Source organism: Terrabacter sp. Ter38, assembly GCF_024519435.1.
Taxonomy (GTDB): Bacteria; Actinomycetota; Actinomycetes; order Actinomycetales; family Dermatophilaceae; genus Terrabacter.
The window spans coordinates 138,853-151,823 of record NZ_JALJRZ010000011.1; the positions used below are offsets into that span (position 1 = coordinate 138,853).

General features: G+C 70.6%; 12 protein-coding genes. 4 read left to right on the forward strand and 8 right to left on the reverse strand.

The genetic code is table 11. The features are described from left to right. Nucleotides 1-107: 107 nt before the first annotated feature. The 5 genes from NR112_RS19575 to NR112_RS19595 all read right to left on the reverse strand — a co-directional run bounded on the left by NR112_RS19575 (nucleotide 108) and on the right by NR112_RS19595 (nucleotide 6,366). Nucleotides 108-1,220 carry a sugar phosphate isomerase/epimerase gene (locus tag NR112_RS19575; protein WP_256795964.1) on the reverse strand — a complete coding sequence of 371 codons (1,113 nt, stop codon included), beginning with the start codon at nucleotides 1,218-1,220 and terminating at the stop codon, nucleotides 108-110. 95 nt (nucleotides 1,221-1,315) lie between these two features. After that, nucleotides 1,316-2,548 carry a Gfo/Idh/MocA family protein gene (locus NR112_RS19580; protein WP_256795965.1) on the reverse strand — a complete coding sequence of 411 codons (1,233 nt, stop codon included), beginning with the start codon at nucleotides 2,546-2,548 and terminating at the stop codon, nucleotides 1,316-1,318. A gap of 106 nt (nucleotides 2,549-2,654) precedes the next feature. Continuing rightward, nucleotides 2,655-3,716 carry a substrate-binding domain-containing protein gene (locus NR112_RS19585; protein ID WP_256795966.1) on the reverse strand — a complete coding sequence of 354 codons (1,062 nt, stop codon included), beginning with the start codon at nucleotides 3,714-3,716 and terminating at the stop codon, nucleotides 2,655-2,657. 80 nt (nucleotides 3,717-3,796) lie between these two features. Then, on the reverse strand, nucleotides 3,797-4,885 hold the full coding sequence (locus NR112_RS19590; RefSeq protein WP_256795967.1) for an ABC transporter permease: 1,089 nt from the start codon (nucleotides 4,883-4,885) through the stop codon (nucleotides 3,797-3,799). After that, nucleotides 4,882-6,366, reverse strand: coding sequence for a sugar ABC transporter ATP-binding protein (locus NR112_RS19595; protein ID WP_256795968.1), 1,485 nt, complete (start codon nucleotides 6,364-6,366; stop codon nucleotides 4,882-4,884). The genes NR112_RS19590 and NR112_RS19595 overlap by 4 nt, the downstream gene beginning before the upstream one ends. A 153-nt stretch (nucleotides 6,367-6,519) precedes the next feature. Between NR112_RS19595 and NR112_RS19600 the strand changes: the two genes are divergently transcribed. Both NR112_RS19600 and NR112_RS19605 read left to right on the forward strand, forming a co-directional pair. Next, nucleotides 6,520-7,725: an ROK family protein gene (locus tag NR112_RS19600; RefSeq protein WP_256795969.1), complete on the forward strand. Its 1,206-nt coding sequence runs from the start codon at nucleotides 6,520-6,522 to the stop codon at nucleotides 7,723-7,725. A gap of 26 nt (nucleotides 7,726-7,751) precedes the next feature. After that, nucleotides 7,752-8,564: an HAD-IIA family hydrolase gene (locus NR112_RS19605; RefSeq protein WP_374513228.1), complete on the forward strand. Its 813-nt coding sequence runs from the start codon at nucleotides 7,752-7,754 to the stop codon at nucleotides 8,562-8,564. Nucleotides 8,565-8,656: 92 nt separating this feature from the next. Here the strand turns inward: NR112_RS19605 and NR112_RS19610 are convergent, their stop codons facing one another. The 3 genes from NR112_RS19610 to NR112_RS23220 form a co-directional block, all read right to left on the reverse strand. Further along, nucleotides 8,657-10,294 (reverse strand): HAD family acid phosphatase, encoded by a 1,638-nt coding sequence (locus NR112_RS19610; protein ID WP_256795971.1) that lies wholly within the window; start codon nucleotides 10,292-10,294, stop codon nucleotides 8,657-8,659. 169 nt (nucleotides 10,295-10,463) lie between these two features. Further along, nucleotides 10,464-10,967 carry a DUF1992 domain-containing protein gene (locus NR112_RS19615; RefSeq protein WP_256795972.1) on the reverse strand — a complete coding sequence of 168 codons (504 nt, stop codon included), beginning with the start codon at nucleotides 10,965-10,967 and terminating at the stop codon, nucleotides 10,464-10,466. Between the two features lie 39 nt (nucleotides 10,968-11,006). Then, the gene (locus tag NR112_RS23220) at nucleotides 11,007-11,192 is read right to left on the reverse strand and encodes a hypothetical protein (protein WP_374513238.1); all 186 of its coding nucleotides are present in this window, start codon (nucleotides 11,190-11,192) and stop codon (nucleotides 11,007-11,009) included. Between NR112_RS23220 and NR112_RS19620 the strand changes: the two genes are divergently transcribed. Both NR112_RS19620 and NR112_RS19625 read left to right on the forward strand, forming a co-directional pair. After that, nucleotides 11,106-12,011: a hypothetical protein gene (locus tag NR112_RS19620; protein WP_256795973.1), complete on the forward strand. Its 906-nt coding sequence runs from the start codon at nucleotides 11,106-11,108 to the stop codon at nucleotides 12,009-12,011. The genes NR112_RS23220 and NR112_RS19620 overlap by 87 nt on opposite strands. Then, the gene (locus NR112_RS19625) at nucleotides 11,936-12,835 is read left to right on the forward strand and encodes an ABC transporter ATP-binding protein (protein WP_256795974.1); all 900 of its coding nucleotides are present in this window, start codon (nucleotides 11,936-11,938) and stop codon (nucleotides 12,833-12,835) included. Before NR112_RS19620 ends, NR112_RS19625 begins: the two co-directional genes overlap by 76 nt. Nucleotides 12,836-12,971: the final 136 nt, after the last annotated feature.

Below are 12,971 nucleotides of genomic sequence, written 5' to 3' on the forward strand. Positions count from 1 at the left end.
GACAGAGACGGGCGAAGCCGGTCCCCGGGGAGCGCGCCGCTGCAACGGCACTGCACTCCCCGGGGGTCGGCGTTTCGTGCTTCGGGCCCCGTGGGGCAGGGACGACGTCAGCCGCGCAGCGCGGCCATGCCGTCGTAGCTGACCTTCGAGAGCTCCATCGACTGGTTCGGTGCCGTCGTCGCGTTGCCCGGGGCGGTGTCCATCTCCCACATCGGGTTGTGCGAGCCCTTGGCACCGACCCGACGCAGGAACGTCGAGTAGTCGATGTCGCCCTGGCCGAACGGGGCCATGACGTAGCCGTTGGCCTGCGTCGTGTCGATCTTGCCGTCCTTGGCGTGGAAGAGCGGGAAGCGCTTGGTCTGGGCGGCGACGACGGCGGCCGGGTCGAAGATCGACGTGACGACGGACCCGTCGGGGGCTGTGTACGTCTTGTGCTTGTACTGCGCGACGTGCGCCCAGTAGATGTCCATCTCGAGGTAGACGTGCTTCGGGTCGGTGTTGGCGAGGAAGTGCTCGAGGCGACGGATGCCGGACGACCGCGTCGGCCGACCAGTCGCGTCGAGCGGCCCGCTGTCGAGCAGGAAGCTGTAGGCGATGTCGTGGTTGTGCGTGTAGAGCTTGAGACCGTGACGGGATGCCCGCTCGCCGTAGAAGTCCCACCGCGCCGCGGCAGCCTCCCAGTCGGCGACGTAGGCGCTGCTCGTCGGGTCGCTGCCCGTGCCGATGTGGCCCATGCCGAGGATGTTGGCGATCTCGCAGGCCGTGTCGAACGCGGCGATGTTGGCGTCCGTGATCGTCGACGGGACGGAACCGTGGTTGCCCTCTGCCTGCAGGCCGAGGTCGTCCAGCCAGGCGCGCAGCTGGGTGGCACCGGCGACGGTGCCGAGGTCGGCACCGCCCTCCGCGTTGGCGTGCTGCCGGAGCCCGGCGAACTCGATCTGGCGGTAGCCGATCGAGGAGAGCTCGGTGAGCACCTCCTTGAAGCCGGAGGCGTACGGCGAGGTGAGCGGGTCGCGCCCGACCGCGTCACGCACGGTGTAGAGGATGATGCCGCGGCGAGGGGCAGGGATGAGGACGCCGTTCGCGCCGGGAGCGGCCTTGGCCGCCGTCCCGGTCAGGGTCACGGCGGCGGCGACGCCCGTCGTGGCCGCGAAGAACTGGCGACGGTTGAGGCCGAGCTTGCTGACGAGCTTGAGCGGGTTGACGTCATTGTCGTGCATGTGAGCGTGCTCCTTCAGGTGGTGACAGAGACGAGACGTGCGGTTGAGCTGAATCTCCTTGTCTTGGGGCGAGGTCGGGTGCCCCTCCGCAACGTTCAGGACATGGCCGGCGACGTCGCGTGGGCCCCGTCGATCGGGGTCCAGGACCCCTCCCGCTCCACGCTGGTCTCGACCGCCGACAGGATCCGCTGCACCTGGAGCCCGTCGGAGAAGGAAGGCCGGGGGTCGGTGCCCTCGGCGATGGCGGTCAGCAGGTCGACCGCCTGGTGGGTGAAGCCGTGCTCGTAACCGAGCACGTGACCGGGCGGCCACCAGGACGCCACGTAGGGGTGGCTGGACTCGGTGACGAGCACCCGGGTGAAGCCGGCGTCCCGGCTCGGGACGCGACCGTCGAAGACGTGCAGGACGTTCATGTCCTCGAAGTCGAAGGCGATGGAGCCCTCGGTTCCGTTGATCTCCAAGCGGATCGCGTTCTTGCGGCCGTTCGCGAAGCGGGTCGCCTCGAAGGTCGCGAGGGCCCCTCCGCTCATCCTCGACACGAGGACCGCGGCATCGTCGACGGTCACCGGTCCCGTGGTGGCCGAGCCGTTCTGGGCGGCCGAGGCGCTGATGCCGCCGGTGCCCACGGTCGTCGGGTCGGCGATCGGACGCTCGCGGACGAAGGTCTCGGTGAGCGCGCTGACACCCGTGAGGTGCTCGCCCGTCACGAACTGGGCGAGGTCGACGATGTGCGCTCCGATGTCGCCGAGCGCCCCGGAGCCGGCGCGCTCCTTCTGGAGCCGCCAGGTGAGCGGTGACTGCGGGTCGACGAGCCAGTCCTGCAGGTAGGCGCCACGGACGTGGAGGATGCGGCCGAGCCGTCCCTCCTCGACGAGGCGACGCGCATACGCGATGGCCGGGACCCGGCGATAGGTGAAGCCCACCATCGAGCGGACCCCCCGCGACCGGGCCGCCTCGGCGGCCAGGACCATCGCCTCGGCCTCCCCGACCGAGTTGGCGAGGGGCTTCTCGCAGAGCACGTGCTTGCCTGCCGCGAGGGCGGCGACCGCGATCTCGGCGTGGGTGTCGCCCGGCGTGCAGATGTCGATGATGTCGATGTCGTCACGCTCGAGCAGGCGCCGCCAGTCGGTCTCGACCGACGCCCAGCCGAATCGGTCAGCCGTGTCCCGGGCGGCCGCCTCGTTGCGCCCGGCCACGGCGACGAGACCCGGCGCGGCCGGCACGTCGAAGTAGCTGCGCACGTTGCGCCAGGCCTGGGAGTGGGCCCGCCCCATGAAGGCGTAGCCGATCATCCCGACCCCGAGGGTGGGCTTGCTGGGTGTGCTCATGACGTCCTCACATCCGACGTGGGGTGGTACCGCTGACGGTTCGGTCCTGCTCGTGGGGTGCGGTGCTCGCGCCACCGGACGTGCGGTGGCGCGAGCACCGACCCGATCAGGACTCGAAGCCGAGGGGCAGGTACTGCTCGACGTTCTCCTTGGTCACGACGGGCGCGTTGAGGACGATGCGGTTGGGCACCTCGACCTGGACGAGGTCGCTCAGGCCCTTGCCCTGGGCGATGAGGCGCGCGAGCTTGATGCCGTCGGCCGCCTGGGTCGGCGGGTAGATGACGGTCGCCTCCATCTTGCCCTCCTGGATCCAGCGCATCGCGTTGGCCGAACCGGCGCCGCCGATGAAGGCCATCTCGTGCCGGTTGGCCTGGTCGAGCGCGGCCATGACGCCGACACCCTGGTCGTCGTCGTGGTTCCACAGGACGTCGATCTTCGGAGCGGCCTGGAGCAGGTTGGACGCCTGCTTCTCGCCGGACTCGACCGTGAACTCGGCCGCGACGCGGTTGTCGACGGTCTGGTTGCAGGCCTTGAGCGCGTCGGCGAAGCCCTTCGACCGGTCCTGCGTCAGGGGCAGGGCGTCGATGCCGGCGATCTCCGCGATGACGGGGTTGGTGAGGTTCTTGTCCTTGACGATCTTGCAGGCGTAGGTGCCGGCAGAGACACCCATGCCGTAGTTGTCGCCGAGGATCGTCGAGCGGGCGGCGAACGGGCTCGAGAACTCGCGGTCGACGTTGATGACCGGGATGCCGGCCTGCATCGCCTTGGTGGCGACCTCGGTGAGCGCGGCGCCGTCGGTCGGCAGCAGCACGATCGCGTCGACCTTGTCGTTGATGAAGGTCTCGATCTGGCTGATCTGGAGGCTGGCGTCGTTGGTGCCCTCGGCCGACTTGAGCTCGATGTCGCTGTACTTCTTGGCCTCGGCCTGGGCCGAGTTGTTGACGGCGGCGAGCCAGCCGTGGTCGGCCGCGGGCCCGGAGAAGCCGATGACGACCTTCTTGCCGGGGGCGTCGTTGTCGCTCGAGGCGTTGCTGCCGGTCTGCTGCGTGGAGGCCGCGGGAGTCGTGGCCGGGTCGTTGCTCGTGCACCCGGCGGCGACGAGCGCCGAGCTCATGGCGATCGCCAGGACGGCGAGGCGCTTGGTCGGACGGGAGAGTGATGCGGACACGCTGACTCCTATGTGAGCGAAGATGGGTGGTGCGGTGTGTGGTGCTCTGCCGTGCTGGTGGTGCTGTCGACCGGGCCTGGCTAGCCCGACCTGGTGCGGGAGACCCGCTGCTGGAGCAGGACGGCGGCGACGATGATCGCCCCCTTGGCCACCGCCTGCGTCGACGTGTCGAGGTTGTTGAGCGTGAAGACGTTGGTGAGCGTCGTGAAGATGAGGACGCCGAGGACGGTGCCGACGATGGTGCCGCGACCGCCGCTGAGGAGCGTGCCGCCGATGACGACGGCCGCGATGGCGTCGAGCTCGTAGAGCGTGCCGTGCGTCGAGGTGCCGGTCGTCGTGCGAGCCATGATCATCACGGCCGCGATGCCGCAGGCCACACCGAGCAGGATGTAGAGGTACATCGTCTGCCGCTGCACCCGGATGCCCGCGAGTCGGGCCGCCTCGGGGTTGCCGCCGATGGCCAGGGTGCGCCGGCCGAACGTCGTGCGGTTGAGCAGGACCCAGCCGACGACGGCGACGATCGCGAACATGATGACGAGGACGGGGATGCCGAGGACGCTGCCGCCGAAGAACTCGATGAAGCCGCGGTCGCGGATGATCTGGGTGCGGCGCTTGGCGATGATCTCCGCGAGACCACGGGCGGCGGCGAGCATCGCGAGGGTCGCGATGAACGGGGCCATCCGGCCGTACGCGATGAGCACCCCGTTGACGAGTCCGCAGACGGCGCCCACGACGAGCGCCGCGATGACCATGACGATCCAGTGGATGTTCGCCGCCATCGTCTGCGTGGCCACCGTCGTGGCCCAGACCGACGAGAGGGCGACGATGGCGCCGACCGACAGGTCGATGCCGCCTCCGGAGATGACGAACGTCATGCCGACGCTGACGACACCGATGACCGAGCCGAGGCGCAGGATCGTCAGGGCGTTCTCGGGGCTGGCGAAGCGGTCGCCCGCCGTGATGATGCCGACCACCACGAGGAGCACGAGGGCGAGCACGAGGCCCGCGTTGCGGCCGGCCGGCCCGCTGAGGAAGCCGGCGAGGCCGCCGTCTCGCCGTGGTGCGGCACCACCGACCGGTGGTCCGCTCGGGGTGGCCGTGGTGTCCCCCACGGCTCGGCCGGCGGCGGACTCCCCTGCCTGGTCGGCCTTCGTGACGTCGGCGCTCATGCCGCGTCTCCCTTCAGGATGATGTCGAGGACGGCGTGCTCGTCGAGCTCGTCGGCCGGGCCCTCGTGACGGACGGTGCGGTCGGCGAGGACCAGCACGCGGTTGGACAGCCCCAGGACCTCGGGGATCTCGCTGGAGACGACGACGACGGCCACGCCCTCGTCGGTGAGGCGGCGGATCAGGGCGTAGATCTCGGACCGGGCTCCGACGTCGACGCCACGGGTGGGCTCGTCGAGGAGCAGCACCTTGCAGCCGCGGAGCAGCCAGCGGGCCAGGACGACCTTCTGCTGGTTGCCGCCGGAGAGGGTGCGCGACTCGCGGTGGACGCCGCGCGGGCGCACGTCGAGCGACTCGAGCAGCTCCTCGGCGGCTTCGACCTCGGCCGAGCCGTCGAGCAGGCCGCCCCGCGAGAAGCGCGGGAGCGTCGCGAGCGTGATGTTCGAGGCGAGCGAGGCGCCGAGGACGAGCGCCTGGCTCTTGCGCTCCTCGGGGCACAGGCCGATCCCAGCCGCGACCGCGGCCGCCACGGACCCGCCACGCACCACCGTGCCGTCGACGGTGACCGTGCCGCTCGTGGCCTTGCGGGCTCCGAAGATCGTCTCGACGACCTCGCTGCGTCCCGAGCCGACGAGGCCTGCGAGCCCGACGACCTCACCGGGTCGCACGTCGAAGCTGACCGAGCCGAACTCGCCGGCTCGGCTGAGGCCCTCGACACGCAGGACGGGCTCGGCGTCGACGACGACCTCGGCCTTGGGCGGGAAGACGTACTCGATGGAGCGACCCGTCATGAGTCGGATGAGCTCCTGCGTCGGGGTGGACTTGGCGTCGAGCCCGGTCGCGACCGTCTTGCCGTCCTTGAGCACCGTGACGCGGTCGCCGATCTCGCGGATCTCCTCGAGACGGTGGGAGATGTAGACGACGGCGACGCCCTGGTCGGTGACCTCGCGGATGACGCGGAAGAGCTGCGCGACCTCGCCCGCGTCGAGCACCGCGGACGGCTCGTCCATGATGATGAGCTGCGCGTCGCGGGAGAGGGCGCGGGCCATGCTGACGATCTGGCACGAGGCTGCCGAGAGGGTGCCGACCTCGGCGGCGGGCGAGATCTCGGGGTGGCCGAGACGGGCGAGCAGCCGGGCTGCCTCGCGGCGGGCGGCGATGCGCTGGGAGAACCCGAAGCGCGTGGGCTCGTGCCCGAGGAAGATGTTCTCGGCGACGGGGAGTCCCTCGACGAGGTCGAGCTCCTGGTACATCGTCGCGACGCCGAGGTCCATCGCGGCCTGCGGGTGGTGCAGGGTGACCGCCTCGCCGGCCCATTCGATGGTGCCCTCGTTGGGCTCGTGGACGCCGGCGAGCACCTTGATGAGGGTGCTCTTGCCGGCGCCGTTCTGGCCGAGCAGGCAGTGCACCTCACCGGGCTGCACGTCGAGGTCGACGCCACCCAGGGCCACGACCCCGGGAAAACGCTTGACCACGTTCGTCATTCGCAGGAGAGGGGCGCCTGCTACATCTCGCCGTCGAGATTCCATGCGTCACACCGTGACCCACTTTTGTCGGCACGTCAAGCAAAAGTTTTGACGGTGAGACACGAAAGCCGTCGCATGACATACCGAACCCGTGTGTGCTTGACTTGAAAGGTGCGTCCAGAGCCATCGTCGTCCGCGTATGCCGCCACCGCCGTGAGCGGCGCCGGCGAGCTGCTGCAGCTGCTGCGCGACGAGACGCCACGCACCCGCGCCGAGCTCGCCAAGCTCACGGGACTCGCCCGTTCGACGGTCGGCGCCCGCGTCGACGCGCTGCTCGCCACCGGCCTGCTCGCGCCGAGCGGCGAGGCGGTGAGCACCGGCGGCCGACCTCCCGTCCGCTTCGCCTTCAACCCCGAGGCCCGCGTCGTCGTCGGCGCGGACATCGGCGCGACGCACGGACGGGTCGCCCTGACCGACCTCAGTGGCCGTCCGATCTGCGAGATCGGCGAGAACCTCGACATCACCGACGGCCCCGAGGTCGTCCTCGACTGGCTCGTTGCGACGACGAGCCGCCTCCTCGAGCAGGCGGGCCGCGAGCCCCGAGACCTCATCGGCATCGGCATCGGCGTGCCCGGGCCGGTCGAGCACTCGAGCGGGCGCCCGATGCGGCCGCCGATCATGCCCGGCTGGGACGGCTACGACGTGCCGGCCCACCTGCGCCGCGACTTCGACGTGCCGGTCCTCGTCGACAACGACGTCAACATCATGGCGCTCGGTGAGCACGCGATGGCCCACCCCGACGTCGAGCACCTCCTCTTCGTCAAGGTCGCCACGGGCATCGGCGCCGGCATCATCAGCGGCGGGCGGCTCCACCGGGGCGCGGTCGGCGCCGCGGGTGACCTCGGCCACGTCGCGGCGCCGCACGCCCCCGAGGTGCTGTGCTCGTGCGGCAACGTCGGCTGTCTCGAGGCGGTCGCCAGCGGGCCGGCGATCTCCAAGGCGCTCAAGCAGATCGACATCGTCGCCGAGTCCAACAAGGACATCGTCGACCTCGTCCGCGGCGGCAACATCCCCGCCGCGCTCGCGGTGCGCCAGGCCGGTCGCACCATCGGCGAGGTGCTCGCCACGTGCGTCAGCCTGCTCAACCCCTCGGTCATCGTCATCGGCGGATCGCTCGTCCAGGCGGGCGAGAGCCTCATCGCCGGCGTGCGCGAGGTCGTCTACGGCCGCTCGCTCCCGCTCGCCACCGGCGTGCTCCAGATCGTGCCGGCCACCACGGGCGTGCAGGCCGGCGTCATCGGCGCGGCAACGATGGTCATCCAGCACGCCCTGACGGCCGACCGCGTCGACCTAGCCATCGCCCAGTCGGCGTCCTGAGCGGCACGGCGCCCCGACCCGCCACAATGGGGTCCATGACCGATCACCGGCCCGTCGAGACGTGGCTCACCGACATGGACGGCGTCCTCGTGCACGAGGAGGACGCGATCGCCGGCGCCGCCGAGTTCGTCACGGCCCTCAAGGAGTCCGGCCGAAGCTTCCTCGTCCTGACGAACAACTCGATCTTCACGCCGCGCGACCTGCGCGCCCGGCTGCTCCGCAGCGGCATCGACGTGCCGGAGGAGGCGATCTGGACCTCCGCCCTGGCCACGGCGCAGTTCCTCGCCGAGCAGCGACCCGGCGGATCGGCCTACGTCGTCGGCGAGGCCGGCCTGACGACGGCCATGCACGACGTCGGCTACGTCATGACCGACCGCGACCCCGACTACGTCGTGCTCGGCGAGACGCGCACCTACTCGTTCGAGGCCATCACCCGCGCGATTCGCCTCATCGAGAAGGGCGCCCGCTTCATCGCGACGAACCCTGACCCGAGCGGACCCAGCCCAGCCGGCACGCTCCCCGCGACCGGCTCGGTCGCCGCCCTCATCTCGACCGCGACGGGCCGCCAGCCCTACTACATCGGCAAGCCGAACCCGCTCATGATGCGCAGCGCCCTCAACCGCCTCGACGCGCACTCCGAGACGACGATCATGGTCGGCGACCGGATGGACACCGACATCATCAGCGGGCTCGAGGCGGGCCTCCGCACCGTTCTCGTCCTCACCGGTTCGACGAGTCGCGAGCAGGTCGAGCACTTCCCCTACCGCCCGAGCCGCATCGTCGACTCCGTCGCCGACCTCGTGCGCTTCGTCGCGCACGAGGACTCCCAGCAGCACTGAGCCGCAAGGGAGCCCACGACGACGTATGCCGTCACGCCCGTCGGTGACGGTCGTGACGGCATACGCGGTGCTGGCCCGTCAGGGCCCGCTGGTCAGGGCAGGTAGTACGTCGGGTTGGGCAGCTTGACCGCACGGTCGGCGTATCCGCCGATGAGGTCGCTGTACTGGTCGCCGAGGTTGGCGACGACGTCGTAGCCGAGGTCCTGCTCGATGTGGGCGCGGGTGGTCGACTTGAACTCGATCGTCGTGCACGTCGGGTAGGCCTTGCAGTGACCCTGCATGTAGGCCGGCGGCGTCTCGCTCGAGCGCCACTTCGTGAAGTAGAGGTCGTCGCTGAACTGCGGGTAGCCCTGCTCGTGGAGGTTGGCGAGCGTCGCGGCCTTCTGGCCGGTGTTACGACCCGTGAGACCGATGACCGTGCAGCCGGAGTCGGCGACGGCCTTGACGACAGAGGGCATCCCGGGCGTGGTCGGGAAGAGCTTGTTCTGGACCCAGTAGTCCTGGCGCACGGGGTTGAAGACGAACTTCATGTCCGCGACCTCCATGTCGTAGGTCCACAGGGTCGTGTCGTCGGCGTCGAAGACGACGGCCGGCCTCGAGCCGGAGCGGGCGCCCTGCCGGCACTCGTTGACGAGCCGCTGGGTGGTGCGACGCTCGAGGGCGGCGAGCTCGGTGATGTACGGCGAGCTCGTCCTGTCGGCGATGCCGGTGCCGGGGTCGCCGTAGTAGGTGGCGATCGTCTTCTTGACCGAGTCGATGTTGGGGATGCCCTCACCGCTCTCGGTGAGGCCGCTCGAGCCGTCGGGCTTCATCGTGAAGTGGGTGCGCGGAGCGAGGCGGGGCTCGCTGACTCCGGGGAGGTCAGGCGACGGGAGGTAGTACGTCGGGTTAGGCAGCTTGACGTTGCGGTCGGCGTGGCCGCCCTGCAGGTCGGACCACTGGTCGCCGATGTTGAGGACGATGTCGTAGCCGAGGTCCTGCTCGATGTGCTTGCGCGTGCCGGCCTTGTACTCGACCGTCGTGCACTTCGCGGTGGCGCACGTGATGTACGCCGGCGGCGTCGACCCGGCCCACTTCGTGAAGTAGTGGTCGGGGGTGAAGGCGTTGTAGCCGACGTCCTTGAGGTTGCCGATCGTCGCGTCCTTCTGGGCCGCGCCGCGGCCCGTCAGGCCGAAGATCGTGAAGCCCATCGCGTCGGCCTCGTTGACGAGGTCGACCATGGTCGGCGTCGCCGGGAAGAGCCGGTGCTGGACCCAGTAGTCCTGGCGCACGGGGTCGAAGACGAACTTCATGTCCGCGACCTCCATGTCGTAGGTCCACAGCGTCGTGTCGTCCGCGTCGAGCACGATGGCCGGCTTCGTGCCCGCTCGCTCCGCGGCGGCATACGTCCGCCGGAGCTGGGCCCGGAGTCCCTCGGTGATGCGGCGCATCTCGGAGATGTAGGGCGAGCTCGTCCGGTTGGCCAGGCCCGTGCCGGGGTCCCCGTAGTAGCTGTAGATCGTCTTCTTGACCGAGTCGATGTTGGGGATGCCGGCGCCATCGGGGCGGGCGCCGCTCGAGCCGTCGGCGGCCATGACGAAGTGGGTGCGCGGGGTCAGGGTCTGGTCGTGGCGGCCGCCGGCGTCGCCGTGGGCGAGGGCCGGGGACGCGCTGGCGACGACCAGGGAGCCGATGATCGAGCCGACGGCTGCGACGGCGAGGCCGGTGGTTCTGCGGGTGGGACGCCTCATGGGTTCACCTCTGGGGCTGCTCGGGGTGCGGGTGGGCCGCTCGACCGTAGTCCCGGGCATGGCCCCGCGGGGGTCTCGCGACCCGCCGGAGAAGCATTCCCATCCAGCTGGCATGGAACTCCCAGACTTCACCCAGACTCGCGCCAGGTGGTCAGCCTGTCAGCCTGGGTCAGCCTCCGAGGAGACGGCGCCACCAGGACGGGCGGGTCTCGAGCGCTGCGGCGCGAGCAGCGGCAGCCTTCTCCTCCCGCGCGGTCCGCTGCTGCTCCTCGAGCGCGGCGCGCAGCGGCCGCCAGCGCCCGACCATCTCGTCGACGTCGAGGGTCTTGGCGATGAGCGGCGGCAGGTTGCCGACCGCGGGGCGCAGCCGGTCGGCGAGGACACGCGTGTTGTAGTCCTCGATGACCTCACGGACCTGCTCCTCGGTGCGGACGTCGACGAGCGACTCCGGATAGCCCGCGGCCTCCTTGCGCAGCCCCAGCGCCCCCGGTAGGGCACCCCCGAGGTCGAGGTTCTCGCGCGCCGCGAAGCGCTTGACCCACCAGTCGGGGTCGCCAGAGTCGCTGAGGTCGAGGGGCTTGCCGGCACCCGGCAGGTTGTCGAACTCCCCACGCTCCTGCGCCTCGCGGATCTGTTTGTCCACGGGGCTCTCCCAGTACGGCTGACCCGTCATGCGATCCACGCTAACCGACGCCGGACGCCTCCCGGGGCCTCAGCCGGGCTGGTCGTCCCCGTCCGATGAGTCGGGGACGGGCTGCACGTTCGGGCGCACGAGCAGGGCGACGGTCTCCCCGTCGCCGACCTCGAGACGGTGGCCCGTCACGACGACCGCCTGAGGCACGTCCAAGAGGGCGAGCAGCCGCTGCTCCTGCTCCATCGCCTCGGGCGGCCCGGCCATGCGGGTCGTCGCGGCGTCGGCCACGGTGAGCAGCCCGTCGGCGGGCTCGTCGCCGACCTCCCGGCGGCTGCCGCGGGCGGTCCGACGGGCACCATCGGGCTCGAGTTCGCCGGGCTCGTCGCTGTGCTCGCCGCGCAGGTCGTCATCTCCGGAGCGCAGGAGCCGGTCTTCCAGGACCTCAGCCTGCGCACGGAGAAGGACGTCCTCGGCCGGCTCGGCCGGCTCTTCGTCTCCCCCGTCCGGATCGAGCACCTCGAGGACCCCGACTTCCTCGACCGCGCGCAGCGGGTGCGGTCGCGCGTCTGGGAGATCAACCAGGGCCTCATGCAGGGCGGCATCGCCGTCACGGGCGTCCTGATGCTCGTCGGGGCGACGCTCTCGGTCGGCGCCGTCGTGGGCTGGCCGAGCGCCTTCCTCCTGGTCGGCGCCACTGTCGGGGTGGCCGTCGCGAGGGCTCTCCTCATGCGCCGCGAGCTCGACCAGTGGGTCGGGGCCACGGAGCACCAACGCCACGCGGAGTACGCGTTTGGCCTGGCCACGGGGCTCGCCACGAAGGAGGTGCGGGTCTTCGGGCTGGCCGACTGGCTCGGGAATCGCTACTGGCAGCGGATGGGGCTGTCGTGGAAGCCCCTCTGGCGCAAGCGCATCCACAACTCGATCTGGACCCTGCTCCTCGACGGCGGCCGGGCCGCGATCGCGGTCGGCGTCGTCGTCCACGTCGTACGCGGGGCCCTATCGAGGACATGGTCGGGACGCTCCAACGGATCGTCGCGTATGCCGTGCAGAGCTCCCAGCACGTCGCGCGCCTCGACGAGGTGAAGCAGTATGCGGCAGGGTTCGTGACGCCGTCGGGATCCGCGCCGGCGGCGCTGGGTCGCGGACTCGAGCTGAGAGGCGTGTCGTTCACGTACCCGGGCGCGACGGAGCCGAGCCTCGAAGGGGTCGACCTCATGCTGGAGCGGGGCACGACCGTCGCGCTCGTCGGCGAGAACGGCGCCGGCAAGTCGACGCTCGTCTCGCTGCTCGCCCGGCTGCACGACCCGACGACGGGATCGATCCTCGTCGACGGCCGGCCGCTCAGCGACATCCCGCACGCGCACTGGCAGGCCCGCCTCGCCGCCGTGTTCCAGGACCATGCGACGCCGCACGTGCTGGTGCGCGAGGCCGTGGCGATGGGCGACCTGGCCGGCGCGACCGACGAGCGCGTGGACGCGGCGCTCGAGCGCGCCGATGCGACGGGACTCGTGGACGGTCTCCGAGGTGGGGCGGACACGCAGCTGGGGCGGCAGTTCGCCGGTGGCACCGAGCTGTCGGGCGGCCAGTGGCAGCGGCTCGCGATCGCCCGGGGGATGCTCCGGGACGGGCCGTTGCTCATGCTGCTCGACGAGCCGTCGTCGGCCCTCGACGCGCAGGCCGAGGACGCGATCCTCGGTGGCTACCTCGAACGGGCGCGCGAGGCGAGTGGGCGCACGGGTGGGATCACCGTCATCGTGAGCCATCGGATGTCGACGGTGCGAGCGGCCGACCGGGTCGTGCACCTCGTCGACGGACACGTTGCGGAGGACGGCACGCATGAGGAGCTGAGGGCCGCCGACGGAGCCTATGCCGAGCTCTTCGAGCTGCAGGCGAGGTCGTATCGCTGAGACGCGCCTGGGTGAGAACCTCTGCGCTGCAAGGGATTCGGTGTGGACAAGTCTTGCCCGGGTGTTCGAACACCTGTACGATTGAGGGTATGGAGCAGAGCCGGAGCACGCAGCAGATCGAGCAGGACTGGGACCA

Coding starts and splice junctions, on each gene's coding strand:
- NR112_RS19610 (WP_256795971.1), bottom strand. CDS start 10,294: ATGAGGCGTCCCACCCGCAGAACCACCGGCCTCGCCGTCGCAGCCGTC.
- NR112_RS19605 (WP_374513228.1), top strand. CDS start 7,752: ATGGGGTCCATGACCGATCACCGGCCCGTCGAGACGTGGCTCACCGAC.
- NR112_RS19590 (WP_256795967.1), bottom strand. CDS start 4,885: ATGAGCGCCGACGTCACGAAGGCCGACCAGGCAGGGGAGTCCGCCGCC.
- NR112_RS19625 (WP_256795974.1), top strand. CDS start 11,936: ATGGTCGGGACGCTCCAACGGATCGTCGCGTATGCCGTGCAGAGCTCC.
- NR112_RS19615 (WP_256795972.1), bottom strand. CDS start 10,967: ATGACGGGTCAGCCGTACTGGGAGAGCCCCGTGGACAAACAGATCCGC.
- NR112_RS19595 (WP_256795968.1), bottom strand. CDS start 6,366: ATGACGAACGTGGTCAAGCGTTTTCCCGGGGTCGTGGCCCTGGGTGGC.
- NR112_RS23220 (WP_374513238.1), bottom strand. CDS start 11,192: ATGGCCGGGCCGCCCGAGGCGATGGAGCAGGAGCAGCGGCTGCTCGCC.
- NR112_RS19580 (WP_256795965.1), bottom strand. CDS start 2,548: ATGAGCACACCCAGCAAGCCCACCCTCGGGGTCGGGATGATCGGCTAC.
- NR112_RS19575 (WP_256795964.1), bottom strand. CDS start 1,220: ATGCACGACAATGACGTCAACCCGCTCAAGCTCGTCAGCAAGCTCGGC.